Annotated in this window: 15 protein-coding genes and 1 pseudogene; 4 read left to right on the forward strand and 12 right to left on the reverse strand. The window is 66.2% G+C overall.

Features of this window, described 5'->3' with window-relative positions; genetic code table 11:
• Nucleotides 1-3: 3 nt before the first annotated feature.
• The 10 genes from EW117_RS04135 to EW117_RS04180 all read right to left on the reverse strand — a co-directional run bounded on the left by EW117_RS04135 (nucleotide 4) and on the right by EW117_RS04180 (nucleotide 10,649).
• Complete coding sequence (locus EW117_RS04135) at nucleotides 4-825, reverse strand: SDR family NAD(P)-dependent oxidoreductase (protein WP_129783996.1); 822 nt, start codon at nucleotides 823-825, stop codon at nucleotides 4-6.
• A 76-nt stretch (nucleotides 826-901) separates the two neighbouring features.
• Nucleotides 902-2,287: an FAD/NAD(P)-binding protein gene (locus EW117_RS04140; RefSeq protein ID WP_165362453.1), complete on the reverse strand. Its 1,386-nt coding sequence runs from the start codon at nucleotides 2,285-2,287 to the stop codon at nucleotides 902-904.
• A gap of 44 nt (nucleotides 2,288-2,331) precedes the next feature.
• Nucleotides 2,332-2,925: a carboxymuconolactone decarboxylase family protein gene (locus EW117_RS04145; protein WP_129784000.1), complete on the reverse strand. Its 594-nt coding sequence runs from the start codon at nucleotides 2,923-2,925 to the stop codon at nucleotides 2,332-2,334.
• Between the two features lie 21 nt (nucleotides 2,926-2,946).
• Nucleotides 2,947-3,981 (reverse strand): beta-ketoacyl-ACP synthase III, encoded by a 1,035-nt coding sequence (locus EW117_RS04150; protein ID WP_129784002.1) that lies wholly within the window; start codon nucleotides 3,979-3,981, stop codon nucleotides 2,947-2,949.
• A 14-nt stretch (nucleotides 3,982-3,995) separates the two neighbouring features.
• The gene (locus tag EW117_RS04155) at nucleotides 3,996-5,024 is read right to left on the reverse strand and encodes an acyltransferase domain-containing protein (protein ID WP_129784004.1); all 1,029 of its coding nucleotides are present in this window, start codon (nucleotides 5,022-5,024) and stop codon (nucleotides 3,996-3,998) included.
• A gap of 224 nt (nucleotides 5,025-5,248) precedes the next feature.
• The gene (locus EW117_RS04160; RefSeq protein ID WP_129784006.1) at nucleotides 5,249-6,877 is read right to left on the reverse strand and encodes a helix-turn-helix transcriptional regulator; all 1,629 of its coding nucleotides are present in this window, start codon (nucleotides 6,875-6,877) and stop codon (nucleotides 5,249-5,251) included.
• 256 nt (nucleotides 6,878-7,133) lie between these two features.
• Nucleotides 7,134-7,472, reverse strand: a complete 339-nt coding sequence (locus tag EW117_RS04165; protein WP_242504072.1) for an alpha-L-fucosidase — start codon at nucleotides 7,470-7,472, stop codon at nucleotides 7,134-7,136.
• A gap of 93 nt (nucleotides 7,473-7,565) precedes the next feature.
• On the reverse strand, nucleotides 7,566-8,435 hold the full coding sequence (locus tag EW117_RS04170; RefSeq protein ID WP_129784009.1) for a carbohydrate ABC transporter permease: 870 nt from the start codon (nucleotides 8,433-8,435) through the stop codon (nucleotides 7,566-7,568).
• The gene (locus tag EW117_RS04175; protein ID WP_242504073.1) at nucleotides 8,428-9,273 is read right to left on the reverse strand and encodes a carbohydrate ABC transporter permease; all 846 of its coding nucleotides are present in this window, start codon (nucleotides 9,271-9,273) and stop codon (nucleotides 8,428-8,430) included. Before EW117_RS04175 ends, EW117_RS04170 begins: the two co-directional genes overlap by 8 nt.
• 110 nt (nucleotides 9,274-9,383) lie before the next feature.
• Nucleotides 9,384-10,649, reverse strand: a complete 1,266-nt coding sequence (locus EW117_RS04180) for an ABC transporter substrate-binding protein (RefSeq protein ID WP_129784013.1) — start codon at nucleotides 10,647-10,649, stop codon at nucleotides 9,384-9,386.
• A 196-nt stretch (nucleotides 10,650-10,845) separates the two neighbouring features.
• Here EW117_RS04180 and EW117_RS04185 point away from each other — a divergent pair, with 196 nt between their 5' ends.
• Nucleotides 10,846-11,886: a LacI family DNA-binding transcriptional regulator gene (locus EW117_RS04185; RefSeq protein ID WP_129784015.1), complete on the forward strand. Its 1,041-nt coding sequence runs from the start codon at nucleotides 10,846-10,848 to the stop codon at nucleotides 11,884-11,886.
• 247 nt (nucleotides 11,887-12,133) lie between these two features.
• Here EW117_RS04185 and EW117_RS30455 read toward each other — a convergent pair whose 3' ends face one another.
• Nucleotides 12,134-12,436: a universal stress protein gene (locus EW117_RS30455; protein ID WP_129784367.1), complete on the reverse strand. Its 303-nt coding sequence runs from the start codon at nucleotides 12,434-12,436 to the stop codon at nucleotides 12,134-12,136.
• Nucleotides 12,437-12,718: a hypothetical protein gene (locus EW117_RS29295; protein WP_165362442.1), complete on the reverse strand. Its 282-nt coding sequence runs from the start codon at nucleotides 12,716-12,718 to the stop codon at nucleotides 12,437-12,439.
• Nucleotides 12,719-13,326: 608 nt separating this feature from the next.
• Here EW117_RS29295 and EW117_RS04195 point away from each other — a divergent pair.
• From EW117_RS04195 to EW117_RS04205, 3 genes and pseudogenes are all read left to right on the forward strand, one after another.
• Nucleotides 13,327-14,805, forward strand: coding sequence for a non-reducing end alpha-L-arabinofuranosidase family hydrolase (locus tag EW117_RS04195; protein WP_277986443.1), 1,479 nt, complete (start codon nucleotides 13,327-13,329; stop codon nucleotides 14,803-14,805).
• Nucleotides 14,806-15,229: 424 nt separating this feature from the next.
• A pseudogene (locus EW117_RS29655) lies at nucleotides 15,230-15,613 on the forward strand (RICIN domain-containing protein).
• A gap of 157 nt (nucleotides 15,614-15,770) precedes the next feature.
• On the forward strand, nucleotides 15,771-18,659 hold the full coding sequence (locus EW117_RS04205; protein WP_207211742.1) for a beta-xylosidase family glycoside hydrolase: 2,889 nt from the start codon (nucleotides 15,771-15,773) through the stop codon (nucleotides 18,657-18,659).
• The last annotated feature ends 102 nt before the right edge of the window (nucleotides 18,660-18,761 follow it).

Raw genomic sequence — 18,761 nt, forward strand, 5'->3', positions numbered from 1 at the left:
TCGTCAGGCGATGACGCGCCCCATGCTTCTCAGGTCGAGCAAGGTCGGGCCGCCGACATAGGCGGTCATCCCACCGTCGGCAACGAGCGTTGTGCCCGTGACGAATTCCGACGCTGCGCTGGCGAGGAACAACGCCGGTCCCACCACGTCGCTGGTGTCTCCCCACCGGTTGGCCGGAACGGCGTGCAGCAGCCCGCCGGCGACGTCCGGGTTGCTCACGACTGTCTCGGTCAGCTTCGTGTCGATCCAGCCCGGCGCGATCGCATTGACGCGTACACCGGCGCCAGCCCATTCGGCACCGAGGGAACTCGTGAGCGACACGATGGCTGCTTTGGTCATGGCGTAGTGCGAGAGCATCGGCACACCGGACACCCCGGCGACCGACGCCATGTTGACCACGGCACCGGACCCGCGCGCCGTCATGTGCTGACCGGCCGCCCGGCAGAAATAGAGCATCGACTTGATGTTGGTGTCGATGGCCGTCTCCCAGTCGCTCAGCTCCAGGTCCAGGAACGGCCCCAAGGCGCCGATGCTGCCCGCGTTGTTCACGAGGATGTCGAGCTGGCCGAATTCCTCGATCACTGTCTCGACTGCCCTGTCGTCCTGGTCTCGATCGGACACGTCGCAGGTCAGCACAAGGCTTCTGCGTCCGAGCTCGTCGATCCGCTTGGCGAGCTCTCGCAGGTCGTCGGTGCCGCGGGCAAGGACCGCGACGTCGGCGCCGGCTTGGGCGTAGGCCAGGGCGACCGCGCGCCCGATTCCTCGCGAAGCGCCAGTGACCAGCGCCGTCTTGCCGCTGAGGTCGTAGACCGAAGGGTTTTCCATCGTCATTCCATTCTCTCAAGTGAGCGCTCGGCGGTTTCCGGTGTTGGTAGGGCGCCCATGCGTGTGGGCACCCTGGCTATTGCGTGGGGGCGTTGCCGATCCGGCGGGCGATCCGGGCTGACTGGGCCACAGCAGATGCGAGGAAGTTCGCTGTGCTGTAGCGGACGGTGGTCGTCGGACCTACGGCCCACACCCGTTCTGGCTGTGTTCTGCCAGGAAGCTGTACCTGGAGAGACTCGGTCAGCGTGGTCCATGGCGCTGCCCCGGCCGGAGCGCTGCCCAGGTACATCGCGTCGGATGTGCACGTGATGGGATAGCGGTCGTTCCCTGCGGCTACCACGATCAAGTCGTGCTGCTGGGGGGCGACGTGAGTCCACCGAACCAGGCGGACTGCTCGATCATTGATCGCGTTCCGCAAGCGATGCGCGGTGGTGAGCATGATCGACGTCAGGTAGCGCCAGGCGAACCGTGGATTGCCGGTGGACTGCGGTGCGTGCCGCGAGAGGTGCAGCGCTACCGCGACGAGCGCATCCTGCCAGGGAATGTCCCCGGACTCGGCCAGAGTGATCTCCTCTCCCAGGCGATCGATCGGGTCGCGCACGGCCGAGAGCATCGTCGTCAGGGGCCGGTGACCGTGAGCCTGCACGAACCGGTCGAGCGTCGCCTCGAGGTCGAACGTGGGCGCCCGGGGGTCCAGCGTGAGACCTTGCTCGTTGAGCAACGTTCGCGTTCGGACCGCAGGCAGGAGGCCGGCGCGCGAGCTCATCGTGACCCGGGCGCCGCTGTCGGCCAGCACCAGTGCCGCGTCGATCGCGGACTGTCCGGTACCCACGACGAGCGCTTCACGTACGCGAGCGCTGCGCAGCCGACCTGTCGGATACGGCCCGATACCCGTGATGCCGGTCACGTCCCGGCGTGGGCCCGCGCCCATCGCCAGGACCACATCGGTCGCGTCGATCAGTCGACCGCTACCTAGTCGCAGTACATACGTGCCTCCGCGGCGCGCGATAGATCGCACCGTGTCGACGATGCGCGCAGCGGCAACGCCGCGCGCTCGTGTTCGGCGCACGTGATGCGCCAGCCTTTGATCGGCGTACCGTCCCACGATATGTCTGGGCACGGAGTGCGGGTCCTGGTGGTGGTCGAGATAGGACAGGAAGTCTGTCGGATCGGCCGCGACGATGGAACCGATGTGCCCTGACGTGTTGGCGATTACCAAGTCTTCCGGGTCGTAGAACACCGAGGGGTACCGCGAATCGTGGGGATCGATGACCGTGATCCCGGCTCCCTCGTTGAGGGTCGCGAGCAACTGTACGACCATCGCGATCCCGGTCACTCGACCACCTACGACCACGACATGCTGGCGGCCTTTCTGAACAGCCTCTGTCATGGACATCGACCTCCATTCCCGGTTGACCAGCACTGTCTTGCCAGTGAGGTCATACGAGGAAGGGTTCTCCATCGTCATTCCATTCTCTCGAGGTGAACGAGCTCCACTGGGAACGATCACGATGGCGGACGGTCGCCAGACCGTTCAGTCATCGCGGTACTCACGCCTGCGTCGAGGACTCGTGCGTCCTGCGGGGCATCGATCTCGACGTCGAACACGGTCGTGATCCGGCCGATGAGAAAGTAGTAGCCGGTCTGCACTACCAGCTCGACAACCTGCTGATCCGTGTAGTGGTGCCGGATCGCGCTGAGGAGCTCGCGTTGAACCGTCGGCCCTTCGGCGACAGCGACTACGAACCGGATCATCGTTGCCTGGGCAGCGCTGAACGACGGGCTGTCCCAGCGGCTCTCGGCGATGGCTGTGCGCTGCTGCTCGCTCACGCCGACCGCGCGTGAGATGGGCTCGTGCTGGGCGGCCTCGTAGGCGGACGCGTAGCAGTTGCCGGCTGCCAGGATGGCCATTTCCCGGTCCACGGCGGGCAGGCTGCTGTAGGCGAACTGCACGCCACCGAGGTTGCCCACGGCATCTGCGATCTGGGGCGATCTCAGCATGATCTTGAACACGTTGATGAGCGCGTCGGCCTCGTCAAACCTGGCCAACGCCGGCGGAAGTGATGAGCGGTCGAAATCTGGCATCTGGATGTTCGGCATGGGTCTCGCCCTCCTGTCGGTTCACGCGGCACTTCTTGACGTCACCCGGGGCCATATCAGCGTCGTGGCCCCCCAGGTCAGCCCACCGCCGAAAGCCGTGAGGACTACCTTGTGGCCGGCGCGGAGGGTCCCGTTGGTGACTGCCTGGTCGAGCAGTAGTGGGATCGACGCGGCACCCGTGTTGCCGACCAGCGCGATATTGGAGAGCTGGCGTTCCTTCGCGAGGCCGAGCCTGTCTGACACAGTGTCGAGAATTCGACTGTTTGCTTGATGGGCGATCAGTCGATCGACCTCGCCGATCTGCCAGCCGGCTGCCCGCAGCGCCTCCTGGGACACCTCGGTCATCCTGGCCACGGCCTGTCGATAGACCTCGGGGCCGGCCATGGAGAAGTACTGCTCTTCAGGAAGTGGCGAACGCTTCGTTGAGCGCTGCCGGGATCCGCCTGCCGGGATCCGAATCAGATCTCCGCGCTCGCCGTCACTCCCGAGGACCGTCGGACCGAGTGCCCCCGCCTCGCCAGGCTCGCCGGCCCTGAGCACGACGGCTCCAGCCCCGTCGCCGAAGATCACCGCAGTGCTGCGGTCGGCAGGATTGATAATGGTGCTGTAGACGTCCGCGCCGATGACGAGCACACGACGCGCCGTACCCGCGGCGATGAGCCCGGCTCCGACAGCGAGGCCGTACACGAACCCCGTGCAGACGGCCGAAACGTCGAACGCCGTGGCCCCTTCAAGGCCAAGCCGCGAAGCGATAGCTGGCGCGGTCGCCGGGCAGGTTTCGTCGGGTGTCGTCGTCGCCAGGATCACGGTGTCGGCCTGGTCCGACCCAGACGCTGACAACGCTCGACGGCCAGCCTCTACCGCGAGATCGGATGTCGCCTGTCCGGTGGCCGCGCGCCGGCGCTCCCGAATTCCAGTACGGGACCTGATCCACGGGTCGGATGTCTCGAGAACCTGCGATAGATCAAAGTTCGTGACAACCTGTTCTGGCAGATACGAGCCGACCCCTGAAATGACTGCGGAAGTCCGCGCGCGGATATCAGACCCTGATTCCATGATCCCCCCAACCGTCAAGACTGCGACCCGGAAACTGCTGAAGAACCCATGAAACTGGAAAGCCAGAAGATGTCACGGGCCAGCGGTGCGATCGTTGAAGAACCACGCAACACAATTCTCGTCGCGCGCGTCATGTTGTCTCCGGCGCCGAGCTCGATAAATCGTTCGGGGCGGTTCGCAGAGAACTGCTCCAGCGCTTCGCGCAGATACATCGGCTTGATGACACAGTCCGCCAGGCTTCGGTAGAAGGCGTCGGCGTCGGCGTCGGCGTCGGCGTACCAGCGCCGCCCGACGATCGAGTACACCGGCACCTGGGGCGGACCCATCGGCAGCGTGCGAAGCGCCGACTCGAACTGGCGGGCGATCGGTTCGAGACGGGGGTGGTGGGTCGCGTAAGGGACCGACAGTCGGCGAAGTCGCGGCACGCCCGGCTGGTCGACGAGGGCGAGCAGTGATCCGACGGCCTCTTCGCCGCCGCTGAGCAATGTCTGCCGAGCGGTGTTCAGCCCCGCGATAACCAGGTCGGGCGAGCCGACCCGCCTGATGAGGTTTTTGGCGCCTTCTTCGTCGGTCGCTGCGATGACGAGCCCGCCTTCGCACGGGTGTGCCGCGTGGGCGTCGTTCAAGAAGCACACGGCATGAGCTCCGGACTCGACGGAGTGCGCCCCCGCGGCGACCCACGCCGCGATCTCGCCCATGCTCTGCGCGACGATCGCACTCGGATACGTACCGCGCTCGCGCAACAGGGCCAGCATCGCAACCGAGCTCGCGTAGGTGGCGAGCTGTTCAGCGCCGTCCTGCTGAACGGACGGGCTCTTCCGTCCCAGTACGAGATCGGTGACGGCCGGATAGCCATGCTCGGAGGCAACGGAGTCTACGACCGACAACACGCGCCTGACCGTTCGATTCTGAGCCAAGAAGTGGCTTTCCATAGACCGATATGGATTCACTCCCTGACCCGGTACAAGGAAAACGTCGCCAAGCGAGCGCGACAGGACCTCAGCTCTGCTACGCGAGTATTTGGGCAGCACGGATTCCCCCATAAGGATATGCGATGGGAATGATCTACCTTGCGCATTCTCGTGGAACGGTTCAGGTGGTGCCGATGTCACCGGGAAACGAGCACTCCGGGCGATCTCTGAAGTTCACACCCTCGTACCCCAACAGGGCTACAGATCAGGCGTATTTCATCAGTTAATTCATCAGGACCTTGGCCGACCGGACGCCGGTTCTCCTGCACAGCGCTCCAGGTCCTCACGGGTGGCTGTCACACCGGTCGCTGTGGTGGCGGGCCGAGCAGCCCGAGCTCCTGCGCGCGTGCGAGCGCCTGCGGGCGGCGGGACACACGGAGCTTCTTGTAGATGCTCCGGATCTGGGTGCGAACGGTGGACACTGAGACACCGAGGGCGTCGGCCGCCTCGTGCGCGGTATGCCCGTTGTTCAGGGCCTCGAGGACCACTTGCTCACGCGGTGTCAGATGCGTGAGCGGTACGGTCATCGGTCGATTGCGCCCCGCGACAGCAGCCGCCGCCAGCGGGTTGGGCACGCCGACGTCCGCGGCGAGGCGGCGGACGTCCTCCGGCCGCGCCGACAGGAAGGGTCTGACGTGCGCAGGCGTGGAGCGCCGCTGAAGTGCGGTCTCGAATGCCTGACGCGCGCGGCCGTCGTCCCCTTCTCGCATGTGAGCGATAGCGAGCACCAGGTTGAGACTCACCACGTCGGTCACCGACAGGCGCCCCCGCTGAAGAGCACGCGCTGCGGTCTTGATCGCGTGGTGATGGTTCCCCGCCAGGAGGTGCACCCAGGCGACATGCTGCGCGAGCGCCTCGACCTCGGGATGCTCCTTGGCCAGGGCAAGCACGCGATCTCCACCCTGCGCCCGGAGCAGGAGCCTCGCCTCCGAGCGGAGCAACAGCTCGGCGGTGATTGCGCCGCGGCTCGAGGTGACCTCGCCGTGCATGAACCGAACCTCTTCGAGTCGGGCGAGACCCTGCCACGGGTTCCCGAACAACGCGTCGTACGAGGACTGCGCGTACGCGACGAAAGGCCACAGCTCAATGTCCTGCGTGCCCGGGCCCACCTCGACCAGTTGGCGGGCCGCGTGCTTGGCGTCACCCTCCTCGATGGCGATCAGCGCCCCTGCTATCCTCGCGCCGACATTCGTCAGGTCCTCGATCCAGCCGGGGATCTCACCCATGCTGTCGAACATCGCGATCCAACGCCTGCTGAGATCGAGGTGCCCACGGTACGCGGCCAGCATTGCCAGATTGGCCACGGCGTTGGCTCCGGCGTAGTGAGCGAGCGGGGCCGGTCCTGCTTCCGTGTACGCGCGGTGATACAGGCCGATAGCGCTGTCAAGATTCCCAGCGAGCGTTGCTGTCAGCCCGCGCTGCATCGACAACCAGCCAGGCTTGGCCGCGAGGTTGGCTCGCGCCCACGGAAGCGAGTGGCTACCGATCTGGAGCGAGAGCTGCTCGTCCACCCACGCCCCGATCCGCTCGGACTCGATGTACGCGCCACGCAGGCGGGTCGAGATGACTGCCATGGTCCCGGCGGAGACGAGGTCGCTCGACGTGAACGAGTCGAGGGTGGCCGCATAGCGCTGGCCGTGCGTCGAGAGGAACTTCAGGATCTTGCGGGATCCGGGGTCGCCCGTCGCGTGATGCTGCCGCTGATGAGCCAACATCGTCAGATGCGCCAGGCGAGGACGCCTTTCGATCTCCTCGGGTCCGAGCTCGCCCGTGACGGCGAGCGTCTCCGCAGCGAAGCGGGTTGGCAGGTCGTACCACAACAGGTCGAAGAGCACTTCCACCTGGTCGAGATCACGGGCAAGGAGGATCTCCCTGATCCTGTCGTCGGTCGGATGAGTTCCCAAGTCATCGCGGTAATCGGTCACACTACCGATCCTCTCAAGAGCGTCCGCGACGCGACTAGCAAATGCCAAACTGACCAGGAAGATCGCTGAAGTTCACCCAGCGCTGCCATGACCTGTACGTGCAGCTGCAGGCGAGCGTCAAGCCAGTCCGCGAACTGCCCAAGTCATTCGCGTAGGCGCGCGCAGGTCTCCTTGCCGTGGGCGCTTCGCCGGTGACCCGAGCTGGCCCGTTCCCCGCCTGGCGCAGCCCCGGAAGGTTGCTGTGCACCGCCATGGGTCAAGGGTGGCAAGTCTTTGGAAGACCAGCACGGGTCTGTGCGTTCGCTTGGCCGAGCAGCGCCTGGCACCTACTAGAGGTGGCCGGCCTCGGAGCGCCAAAATCCTTGTAGCCGAAGCGGTCATGCCGTCCGTACGTCGCCACGTGGTGCTCGAACGCGGGAGTGCCGCGCCGGTACATCGTGCGGGGATACCACTCATTGCCGAACGCCGGCACCGAGAAAGCCCCCCAGTGCAGAAAGATGCCGAACTTGGCATCGCGATACCACTGCGGAACCCGGTAGCGGGACAGCGACTCCCAGGTCCCGCCGTACGGCCCGGCCTCGATGACAGCATCCACCACCGCGAGTGCGGCGCGGTTGTCCGACGACGGGTGCCGGCAGGGTCGAGGGGTCGAGGGGTTCGAGGTTCACGTTCCTCCGTCTCTCAGGGCTCAACGGCCGCCGAAGGCGCCGGCGCCGATCGCGGCCACCAGTTGTCTCTGGGCGACGGCGACCACGATCACCACGGGAGCGATCGTCATCACGCACGCCGCCATCAGCAGCTCCCATTGCGTTCCGGTCTGGGTCGTGAACCCGGCGATCCCGATGGGGATCGTCCACTTATCGGAGCTGTTGAGGATGATCAGCGGCCACAGGAAGCTGTTCCAGCTGCCCAGGAAGGTGAAGATCGCCGTCACCGACAGGGCCGGTCGCACCAGCGGAACGATGACGCTGATGAGGATGCGCCAGGTGGACGCTCCGTCGAGCCGGGCCGCCTCCTCCAGCTCCGCCGGGATCTGGAGCATGAACTGCCGGAGCAGAAACGCTCCGAAGGCTCCGAACAGGCCTGGCAGGATCAGAGCCACCCAGGTGTCGGCGAGCCTCGCCTGGTCGAAGCCGAGAAACAGGGGCACGACGGCGACCTCGCTCGGCAGGGTCAGCGTGATGACGAACAGCAGGAAGATGGCACTTCGGCCTGGGAACTGCAGCCTCGCGAACGCGAACGCCGTGAGGGTCGCGACGACCAGGGTGAGCACGGTCGAGACGGCGGCTACCACCAGGCTGTTCAGGAGCAGGCGCCCGAAGTCGACCTCGGTCCACGCGTCCACGAAGTTGGACCAGAGGACCTTCGAGCCGATGAAGCTGATCTGCGCTGCGAACACCTCGTTCGCCGGCTTCAGCGCGGTGAAGAAGGTCCAGATCAGCGGGAACGAGAACACGAGCGCGACCAGCCACGCGACCGTTGTGTTGGCGGCGAACCCGACGGCGCGCCCCCGGCGACGCCAGTTCGGTCCCGACTTCGGAAGACGTTGCTCAGTCATAGTGGACCCACCTCCTCTGGCCCCACATTTGGAAGAGCGTGAAGATCGCGATGATCACGAACAGCACGGTGGCGATGGCCGACGCATAGCCGAGCTCGTTGTTCGTGAAGGCGGTCTGATAGAGGTACAGCATGATCGTCATCGTGCTGTTGCCCGGGCCCCCGCCCGTGATCACGTAGGCCTGGGCGAAGGTCTGCCAGGCGCCGATCACGGTCAGCACCGTGGTGAAGAACAGGGCAGGGCTGACCAGTGGCAGCGTGATCGAGACCAGGCGACGGAACCGGCCGGCGCCGTCGATCCGTGATGCCGCGATGACGTCCGGGCTTATCGAGTCGATGCCCGCGCCGAGCACGATCATGTTGTAGCCGAACGACTGCCAGAGCGACACACCTATCACGGTGACCAGTGCCCAGTTGCCGTCGCTGAGCCAGGGGATCGGCCCGAGCCCGATCGCCGCCAGAGCTTGGTTGACGGCTCCGTCCTTCTGGAAAAGCAATCGGAAGACCGCGGCGTTAGCCACCATCGGTGACAGGGCTGGGATCAGGAAGATCACACGGAGCCAGTTGCGGCCCGCGATGCGGGTCTTCAGCCACATCGCCATCGCCATCGAGATCGCGATATTCGCCGGGACGTACACGAGCACGAAGATCGCCGTCACCATGACGCTGTTGAGGAACTGCGTGTCGTGCAGCAGCCGGACGTAGTTCTGCGTGCCCGTGAACTGGGTGCCTCCCAGCAGGGTCGAGTCGGAGAATCCGAGGATCAGCGAGGCGACCTGCGGTAGGACGATGAACACCGCGAGCCCGATGAGGCCTGGGAGGACGAAGGCCCACCCCACCCAGCGGGGCCCCCCGAGGGGCCGGCGGCGAAGCCGGTCCCTCGGACGGTCCGGTGGGGCGACGGACCTGTCGGGGACCTCTTCCTCCGCACGGTCCAGATCCACGAACGTCATTGCGCGAGGCCGGCCTTCACCTGCTGCAGCACTTCGGCGACCGTGCTCTCACCGGAGAAGGCGTCCACCTCGTACTGCGTCAGGAGCGTGTCGAGCTGAGCCTGGTTCGACGGTACGGGCGAGGGCGTCGCGTTAGCGGTCATCTGCTCGATGACCGCGGTGAACTCCGGCGATCCGACGTTGGTGGACCAGGCGTCCAGCGCGTCGAGCCGCGCCGGCACGGAGGCCTGCGATGTGGTGACGTACTCGAGTCCGCTCTTGCTCGTCATCGCCTCGATGGCCTCGAATGCCTTCTGCTTGTCGCCGCAGGTCTTCGTGATGGCGAAGCCCGATCCGCCGATGAACCCCTTGGATGCGCCGCTCTTGCTCGGAATGACGGCGATGCCGACGTTGTCCTTGCCGAGACTCTCCTGCGCGTGCTGCAGATCCCACAGCCCCTGCATCTCCATGGCCGCCTGGCCTGTGTTGAATGCGTCGATGTCGGGGAAACTGCCGCCTGCCTCGAGCGGCTTCGCGACCTTGTACTTGTTGGACAGGTCGACGAGCAGCTGCAGCGCGTCGTGGAAGTTCGGGTCGTCGAGCTTCGGACCGTTCTCGTCCGCCCAGGGGTGGCCATCGGCCGCCATGAGGGTGCTGATGGGGTTCGACCCCTGGCCGATCGCGAAGCCGTACACACCGTTCTTCGTGGTCGCCTTCGCTGTCGCGATGAAGTCGTCGATCGTCCAGTCGTTGGTGGGTTCGGCCACACCGGCGTCCTTGAACAACTTCTTGTTGTAGAGGATCACGGTGGGCCCGGCGTTGAACGGGAGGGAGTAGAGCTTGCCGTCGACGCTGAGCTGCTCGAGCATCGCCGGGCTGTACGCCGACAGGTCGAGCTTGTTCTCCTTCGCCAGGTCGTCCAGCGGCTCCAGCCCCTCCACGTATGGGTTCACCCGGCCGTTCTGGAAGGTCACCAGGCACGGCGCGCTACTGCTCCTCATCACGGTGGGTAGCTTGGTGTAGTAATCGCCGATCGGCGGGCCCGAGACGCTCACCGCCACCTTCGGGTCGGCGTGCTTTCCTCCGGCGATGTAGTCGCTCCATTGCTGCTCGTCGGCCTCGCCGCCGATCCACGTGTACATCTTGAGCGTGTTGCCCTCGAGGCCCGAGGTTCCACCACCGTCTCCGGAACATGCAGCGAGACCGAGGGCGAGCACCCCCACGACCACGAACGAGACGCCGACGCGTCCCCGGCTCCTCGTGTTTTTCAGCCGTGACTGCATCGAACTCCTCCTTGAGTTGGGCGAAACGTTACGGCTGCACCAGACGGCCACTCTGCCGAAATAGTTTCGCAACTGTGCACTGCGCGTTGAGACTATAGGAGGCCGGATAACCGTGCAAGGGTCGGTTCCCTGGCACCAGAATTCAGGTATGGTGCGAACCTAGTCGCGAAATTATTTCGGACGGGAAGAGGCACGCATGGCTGATCGTTCAACTACCCGACGGACAACCTTGGCGGATGTCGCGGCTGCCACCGGGGTGTCGCGGGCCACGGTCTCCAAGGTGCTCAACGGGCGTGACGACGTCGGGGGTGCAACCCGGGAGCGCGTGCTCGGCGCCGTCGCCGCGCTCGGCTACCGGCCGACGACCTCGCACGTTCCGACAGCGACCCGACGCGCCATCGCCGTCGTGTACGACATTCCCGCGTCGCCCTACATCCTCGGGGTCCTTCAAGGGGTACTGACGGAGGCGTCGGACGGGCAGCTGGACCTGCTCACCCGGCTCGCCCCCGAACGCGAGGTGCGGACGCAGCGGACGGTGGCCCGCGAGTGGGTCGCCGAGCAACACGCCGCCGGTGTCACGGGGATCGTCGGGCTCACACTGGCCAGACCGGGGGCGCTGATCGAGGCGGCGGCCGATGCCGGCATCCCGTTCGTCATCGTCGACCCCGTCGACACCGACCACCGAGACATGGTCAGCGTCAGTTCGTCCAACTGGACCGGTGCGCGCACGGCGGCGGCCCACCTCGTCGCGCTCGGCCACCGACGTATCGGCTGGGTCGGTGGACCCGAGCTCTCCGAGGCAGCACGCGACCGCTTCTACGGCTTCACCGCGGCGCTGGACGCCGCAGGAATCGAGGTCGACCCCGAGCTGGTCCGCGCTGATGAGTTCGCCGTCGCCACCGGTGCCAGGCACGCCCGCGACCTCCTGTCGGCGCTGGACCCGCCGACCGCGATCATGGCAGCCGACGACGAGCTCGCCGTCGGTGTGCTGGCAGCCGCGCACGAGCTCGGGATCCGAGTCCCCGACGACCTGAGCGTCACCGGGTTCGACGACACGCCCCAAGCGTCCTGGACGACACCGCCATTGACCACCGTCCATCAGGACCTCGATGGCATGGGACGGATGGCGGTCCAAGCCATCATCGCGATGTCGACCGGCAAGCCGCCGACGTCACGCCACGTCGAGCTGGCCACCTCGCTGACCATCCGCAACAGCACGAGCACCGCGCGGCGCTGATGGAGCCGTGCTCGCGGGGCATGAGCCGCACCTCAGGCGCGCCCGAGACGGTCGCCCACGCCGTCGCGCTGGGCCAGGACTACATCGGAACCGATTTCTGGTGGGCACCGCGCCATACGCGGTGTCGTCTTGCCCCGATCATCGTCAGGCTCCAACCGGACGGTGCATCGCTAGACTGCGGCGATCGCGAACAGGCGGTCGCACGAGGTCTCGGCGCAGGAGGCCGACGACCGCGTTGGGATGACCGTCACGACGATCCGCTCGTAGAGATCGGCTTGACCGCAAGGACCGGACACGTGGCGTCGATCAGGATCCGCTGTGCGGTGCTGCCGAAGACCAGCTTCCCGACCGCGGTACGGGCCCGGAGGCCGAGGACTACCAAGCGGGCGTCCCGCCGCTGGGCCACCTGCACGACGGCGTCGCTGGGATCGGCCAGATCGCGGCGGCATGCCCGGGCGGGGTGTCGGCATAGGCGACCACGATGGTCATCGGCGTTCCTTTTTGTGGGGGTGCGTGTCTGGGATGCGTAGGGATCGGAGCGAGGACCGATTCACTGCAGCAAGCCGGTCGGCAGGTCGACCGGCAGCAGGGACGGCAGGGACAGCAGCACCAGGCCGAGCACCAGGGTGTAGACGATCGCCGTCCGTGGGCGGCTGCGTGCGGCGTAGAGAGGAACAGTGGGGTGAATATCAGCGTCGCCGCGGCGCGCCTTGCCTGCGTCGTCGCGCACCGGCTGGTGCGTCACCCGTACCCGCACGGGCCGGCGGGCAGGGTCGAGCCGAGCGGCGGCGAAGGCTCGTAGCTCTTCGCTGTCGATGTGGGCTCCTGCCACGTCGGCGATGGCCTCCACACGCTGGCCGAGCGGCGCGATTCTGCTGGACGACGAGGGTCATCTGGTGGTGATCAAGCGGACGGTTCCGGGCGAGCGCTGTAGTGGCGACGCCTGGTGGCGGCGTCGTGCCCGAGGACGCCTCGATCGAGGACGGACGCCGGCGCCAATCTGGCGCCTACCGCGTTGAAGGCGTTCATCCGAACCAACCGGAAGGCGCCGCTAGCGGAGACATGACGTTGCAGGACACGGAGCCCTGCCTCCTATCCCCTATCCGACGTACGAGTCGTCGAGTAGCGGAATCCAGCCGCGTACCGGGTTGAGGGAAGGTGCGAACGCCTTGACGAACTGGCGTGTTAGCGCTCACAATCTAGTCAAAGCCGACGAAGTCTTGCTTTCCGGGAATCTGGCATCATCGGAGCGTGGATCAGGCGTGGCCGCGCCATGAGCAGCACCGATGTGAGCGCTAACAGTTCTCCCGCATGCGCACGGGTATGGGTCGCGGTGCACCTCTCTCCGGGTGAACCGTCCGGCTCTCTTGATCAAGGAGGATCATGCCTGCCCTTTCTAGTACTCAAACGATCGCGCCGCCGTCGCGGCGACCTCGGTGGTTGAAGCGGTTCGTCGCCGCCACCGTGGCGGCCCTGGTGGCCGCTGGCGGCATCTTCGCGGTCACCGAGACGGCCGCTGCCGCTACGGTCGATCCCACTGCCTGGTACGTGCTGCTGAACCGCAACAGCGGCAAGGCCCTGGACGTCAGCGGTGTGTCCACCGCCGACGGAGCCCCGCTCCACCAGTGGACCCGCACCAACGCCAACAACCAGCAGTTCCAGTTCGTGGACGCCGGCGACGGCTACTACAAGATCAAGGCACGGCACTCGGGCAAGGTGCTCGACGTGTCTAGCTGGTCGACGGCTGATGGTGCGGCCATCCATCAGTGGGCCGACCACGGCGGCGTCAACCAGCAGTTCCGGCTGGCCGACTCCGACGGCGGCTACGTGCGGTTGATCAACCGCAACAGCAACAAGGCGGTCGAGGTCCAGAACGCGGCGACCAACGACGGCGCCAGCGTCGTGCAGTACGGCGACCGGGGCGGCAGCAACCAGCAGTGGCAGCTCGTCCGGGTCGACGGCGCGAGCAGCCAGTGCACGCTTCCGTCGACGTACCGCTGGACGTCGACCGGCCCCCTGGCACAACCGAAGGCGGAGTGGGCCGCGCTCAAGGACTTCACCGCCGTCGAACACAACGGCCAGAAGATCGTCTATGCCACGACGCACGGCGCGCTGCCCTATCCCGACGGCAACTGGGGACTGATGACCTTCAGCCCCTTCACGAACTGGTCCGACATGGCCAGCGCCACCCAGAACGCGCTGCCCTTCGATGCCATCGCGCCGACGCTTCTCTACTTCGCCCCGAAGAACATCTGGGTGCTCGCCTACAACGGGGGCTGGCCGTACAGCTTCTCCTACCGCACCTCGAGCGACCCCACCAACCCCAACGGCTGGTCCGCGCAGCAAGAGCTCTTCACCACGAACCTTCCCCCCACGGACGAAGGAAAAGCCCGAGGCCCCCTCGACGTGACCCTCATCGGAGACGACACGAACATGTACATGTTCTTCGCCGACGACGAAGGCGGCATCTACCGCGCCAGCATGCCCATCGGCAGCTTCCCGGGCACCTTCGGTTCGTTCACCAAGATCATGAGCGACACGCCGCAAAACCTGTTCGAGGCGGTCGAGGTCTACAAGGTCAAGGGTCAGAACCAGTACCTCATGATCGTCGAGGCCCAGAACTACACGGGGTTCGGTCGCTACTTCCGCTCGTTCACGGCCTCCGGCCTCGGCGGCACGTGGACGCCGCAGGCCGGGGCAGAGACCGTGAACAGCCCCTTCGCCGGGAGCGTCAACAGCGGCGCTGACTGGACCAGGGACATCAGCCACGGCGACCTGGTGCGTACCAACCCGGACCAGACCAAGACCATCGATCCATGCAACCTGCAGTTCCTCTACCAGGGCCGCGACCCCGCCACCGACGGCGGGGAGTACGGCACGCTGCCCTACCGGCCGGGTCTGCTGACCCTGCAGCGCTGAGCGGGCGTGACGCAGGTCCGGCTCAGGGGTTCCTGAGGTAGCGGGTGGGCTCGGCGCAATGCCGAGCCCCGCCCGTTACCACTGCCTCGAACGAAAAACAGTCGTCTGAATGCCAGGAGCAAATAATGCGAAGAAGAGCTAGGTGGCTCGGACCGATCGCAGCCCTCGGTGTGGTGGTGGCCATGGTGACGGATCGGCACCAACGACATCCTGCAGAACTACAACCTCTCCACCGCCCCGAACCGGCTGTCCGCACTGATCGACCGCATCACCACGACGGCACCAAACGCGGAGGTGCTCGTCGCGCAGATCACTCCACGCGGGTGGAGCGACCGGGGAGGCGGCGGTGAACACCTTCAACGCGGCGATCCCCGGCATCGTGCAGAGCAAGGTGAACGCCGGCAAGAACGTGCACCTGGTCGGTATGCACAGTGCCCTGACCGCCTCCGACCTGGACGACGGGGTCCACCCGACGCCCGGCGGCTACGACAAGGTGGCCGCGGTCTGGTACGACGCGCTGCGATCGGTACCCGGCAGCGTCGGCAGCGCGAGCAGCACCCAGGTCGTGGGGGCACAGTCCGACCGCTGTCTCGACGTCACCGGTGGCAGTACCGCCAATGGTACCGACGTGCAGTTGTGGGACTGCTGGGGAGGCTCCAACCAGCGGTGGACCTACACCGTCGGCAACCTGCTCGTGGTGTACGGCGACTAGTGCCTGGACGCCTACGGTCAGGGCACCAGCAACGGCACCCGGGTGGTCATCTGGGACCGCGGCGGACAAGCCAACCAGCAATGGACCAGAAGGTAACTACTACAGCCCGAGCGAAGTCAACGCCGCGAACCGTCCGCAGATCGGATCAGCCTGCCGCATCAGCGCCGGTAGGGCCGTGAACAACGGCCTTGGTACAGAAGGAGAACGCGTGTTCCGAACGAAATTCGTACCCAGCTCGATTTCCGTCGCCCTTGTGGCTCTGCTGATAAGTGTCGACGTGTTCGCGTCGACGGGCGCCGCCCAGGCCGCCGAGGAGTGGAAGCCCGATTCGTCGTATACGACGACGGATACCGGCGAGGGCACCTACGCGGTACCCATGCTCAATTCCGACGTGCCGGATGTCAGTGTCGAGCGCGTCCCCGCGTCGCAGAACGACGAAGGGCGCGACACCTACTACATGGTCAGCACGACGATGCACCTCAGCCCGGGCGCACCGATCATGAAGTCGTACGACCTCGTCAACTGGGAGATCGTGAGCTACGCGTTCGATCGCCTCGACATCAGTGATGCCGCGTCCTTGCGCAACGGCAAGAACTCCTACGGGGAGGGGCAGTGGGCGTCGTCGATCCGCTTCCACGACGGCACTTTCTACGTGCTCATCAACTCGCTGAACCTCGGCGGCGCCTTCCTCTACCGCACCGACGACATCGAGAACGGAGCGTGGACCAAGACGTCGTTCGGTCGAGGCTTCCACGACCCTTCCCTCTTCTTCGACGACGCCAACGGCGGAACGCCGTACATCATCTACGGCGGCGTCAGCGCGGTCCGGCTGAACTCGACGCTGACGGCGGTCGAGGAGGACTTCCCGGACTTCATCCGGCGCAGCGACTACGCGGATAAGCCGTACGTCGGCAGCGACGGCATCTTCGAGGGCGCGCAGGTGGCGTTCATCGACGGGTACTACTACGTGGTGATGATCACCTGGCGCAGTGACGGTCGCCAGGTCGTCATGTTCCGCTCGACCGAGCTGCTCGGGCGCCTCGCTGATACCCCGGCGCCCTACGAGTCCCGTTCAGCGCTGAACTCGAACGGATTCGCCCAGGGCAGCCTCGTGCCCATCTCGAATGGCGCGGGCGACGACGACTGGCACGGCTTCTTCTTCCGCGACTCGTATCCGGTCGGTCGCATCCCGGCGCTGATCCCGGCGACCTGGAGCGACGGGTGGCCGACCTTCGGCAACAACGGTGACGTGCCGGTCGACGGCGTCTTCGCGAAGCCGATCAGGCTCACCCCTGAGCAGGAGCGCTTCGAGCGGCTCAAGAGCATCGTCGTGTCCGACGACTTCGACAACGATGCGCCGCACCGTGGCTACCAGGATGAGCAGTGGACGGTGCCGACACCACCCGACATCGACGAGTCGCTGGTCGGCACCGAGCTCTTCAGCAATCCCGGCGTGGAGTCCGGAAGTACAGAGGGCTGGATCGCCAACGACGGCGCGACGCTCTCGGCGACGACGGACGCGCACACGGGTTCGACGGCCCTCGCCGTCACCGGGAGGAACGCCACGGGATCGGGGCCTGCGCAGAACGTCACCGGCAAGGTGCAGCACGGCGTCACGTACGACGTCTCGGCGTGGGTCAAGTACGACAACCCTGCGAGCCCGGAGACCAAGCAGTTCCTTATCACTGCTCGGTACGGCGGCAACAACACGACGTTTACCAACCTCACGCCTGCCACGACCGTGACCCGTGGGAGCTGGGGCAAGGTGTCGGGATCGTTCACGATTCCCGCGACGCAGGCCCTGTCCGACGTCCGCATCTTTATCGAGACGCCCTGGGTGAGCGATCCGTCGTCAGACCCCGACACGCACCTCATGGACTACAAGGTCGACGACGTGTCGCTCGTCGGGCATCCCTCGGTCGGCGGGGAGCTGCCGCATCCCGACGAGATCGCGCCCAACGGGTCGAACCTCGACCTGGCCTGGGAATGGAACCACACGCCCGACAACCGGTACTGGTCGCTCACCGATCGCGAGGGGTGGCTGCGCCTGACGGCCGGCAAGGTCGTGACCGGTGCCTACACGCACCGCGCCCCCGGTGGCGAGCTCACCTGGCTCGAAGAAGCTCGTAACACGCTCTCGCAGCGCTCCTTCGGGCCTCGGCAGTCGGCCGAGACGAAGCTCGACATCTCGGGTATGGGCGACGGCGACGTCGCCGGTCTTGCAGCGTTCGGCCACGACTTCTCGTACATCGGGGTCCAGCGCGTGAACGGGGTGAACACCGTGGGGGTCGTACATCGCGGACGTCCCTTCAGCGCACCGGTCGATCAGTCGGCGGTCGAGAGCTTCCTCCCGGGCACCGCGACGGCGCTCGGGGACGCCACGGAGGTGCACCTGAAGGCAGACCTGGACTTCGCCCGGAGTCCGGGACAGCTCTTCACGACCTTCTACTACAGCTTGGACGGGATCGATTGGACCACGCTCGGTGACGCCGTCGGGCCGCTCGAGTTCGGCGGATCGATCCACTTCATGGGGCACCGGGCCGCACTGTTCAACTACGCGACCCAGCAGACCGGCGGCCACGTCGACTTCGACCGCTTCCTGCTGAGCGACACGCTGACATCCCAGAACCAGCCGCTCGACAAGGGCGACCTGGATGCTGCGATCTCCTACGCCGAATCACTCGACTCGGGGGACTATCCCGTCGAAGCGTGGGCGGCGATGCGCGACGCGCTCGCCGAAGCGCGAGCGGTGGCAGCAGCGGTGGTCGGCACGCAGAACCAGATCGACGCCCCTGAGCGAGCGCTCAGCTATGAGCTGGCTCGCCTCGGAACGCTGAAGGCGCCGGCGCCGGCGCTCGATGTCGGGCTGACGGCCGGCACCCGCTGCGTGGCCGGAAAGGTGGTCGTCACGGTGCGCGCGGCCAACGCGGAGGAGGTGCCGATCGCGGTCGCCTTCGAGACGCCGTACGGCAGCAAGTCCTGGGCGTCGGTCGCCCCCGGCGCGCATGCGGTGCATGCGTTCACGACCCGACTGGTGAGCGTGCCGGAGGGAGCGGCATCCGCCGAGCTCTCGGCGACCATCGACGGCGAATCCGTCTCGACGGCGAGCGAGGTGCCGTACTCGGCTCGCACGTGCAGCTGACCTGAGCGGCACGGACCCCGCCGACCAGGGTCCGTCATCACGAAGGGGCATCGAGCCGTTGCAGACTCGATGCCCCTTCTGTGGGATCTGAGCCGCGGGGTG

It is taken from the genome of Promicromonospora panici, assembly GCF_900608595.1.
GTDB lineage: Bacteria > Actinomycetota > Actinomycetes > Actinomycetales > Cellulomonadaceae > Promicromonospora > Promicromonospora panici.

Excerpts from the sequence above, each read along its gene's own strand:
- EW117_RS04170 (WP_129784009.1), bottom strand. The coding sequence starts at position 8,435 with ATGACTGAGCAACGTCTTCCGAAGTCGGGACCGAACTGGCGTCGCCGG.
- EW117_RS04150 (WP_129784002.1), bottom strand. The coding sequence starts at position 3,981 with ATGGAATCAGGGTCTGATATCCGCGCGCGGACTTCCGCAGTCATTTCA.
- EW117_RS04155 (WP_129784004.1), bottom strand. The coding sequence starts at position 5,024 with ATGGGGGAATCCGTGCTGCCCAAATACTCGCGTAGCAGAGCTGAGGTC.
- EW117_RS04140 (WP_165362453.1), bottom strand. The coding sequence starts at position 2,287 with ATGGAGAACCCTTCCTCGTATGACCTCACTGGCAAGACAGTGCTGGTC.
- EW117_RS04180 (WP_129784013.1), bottom strand. The coding sequence starts at position 10,649 with ATGCAGTCACGGCTGAAAAACACGAGGAGCCGGGGACGCGTCGGCGTC.
- EW117_RS04145 (WP_129784000.1), bottom strand. The coding sequence starts at position 2,925 with ATGCCGAACATCCAGATGCCAGATTTCGACCGCTCATCACTTCCGCCG.
- EW117_RS04185 (WP_129784015.1), top strand. The coding sequence starts at position 10,846 with ATGGCTGATCGTTCAACTACCCGACGGACAACCTTGGCGGATGTCGCG.
- EW117_RS04135 (WP_129783996.1), bottom strand. The coding sequence starts at position 825 with ATGGAAAACCCTTCGGTCTACGACCTCAGCGGCAAGACGGCGCTGGTC.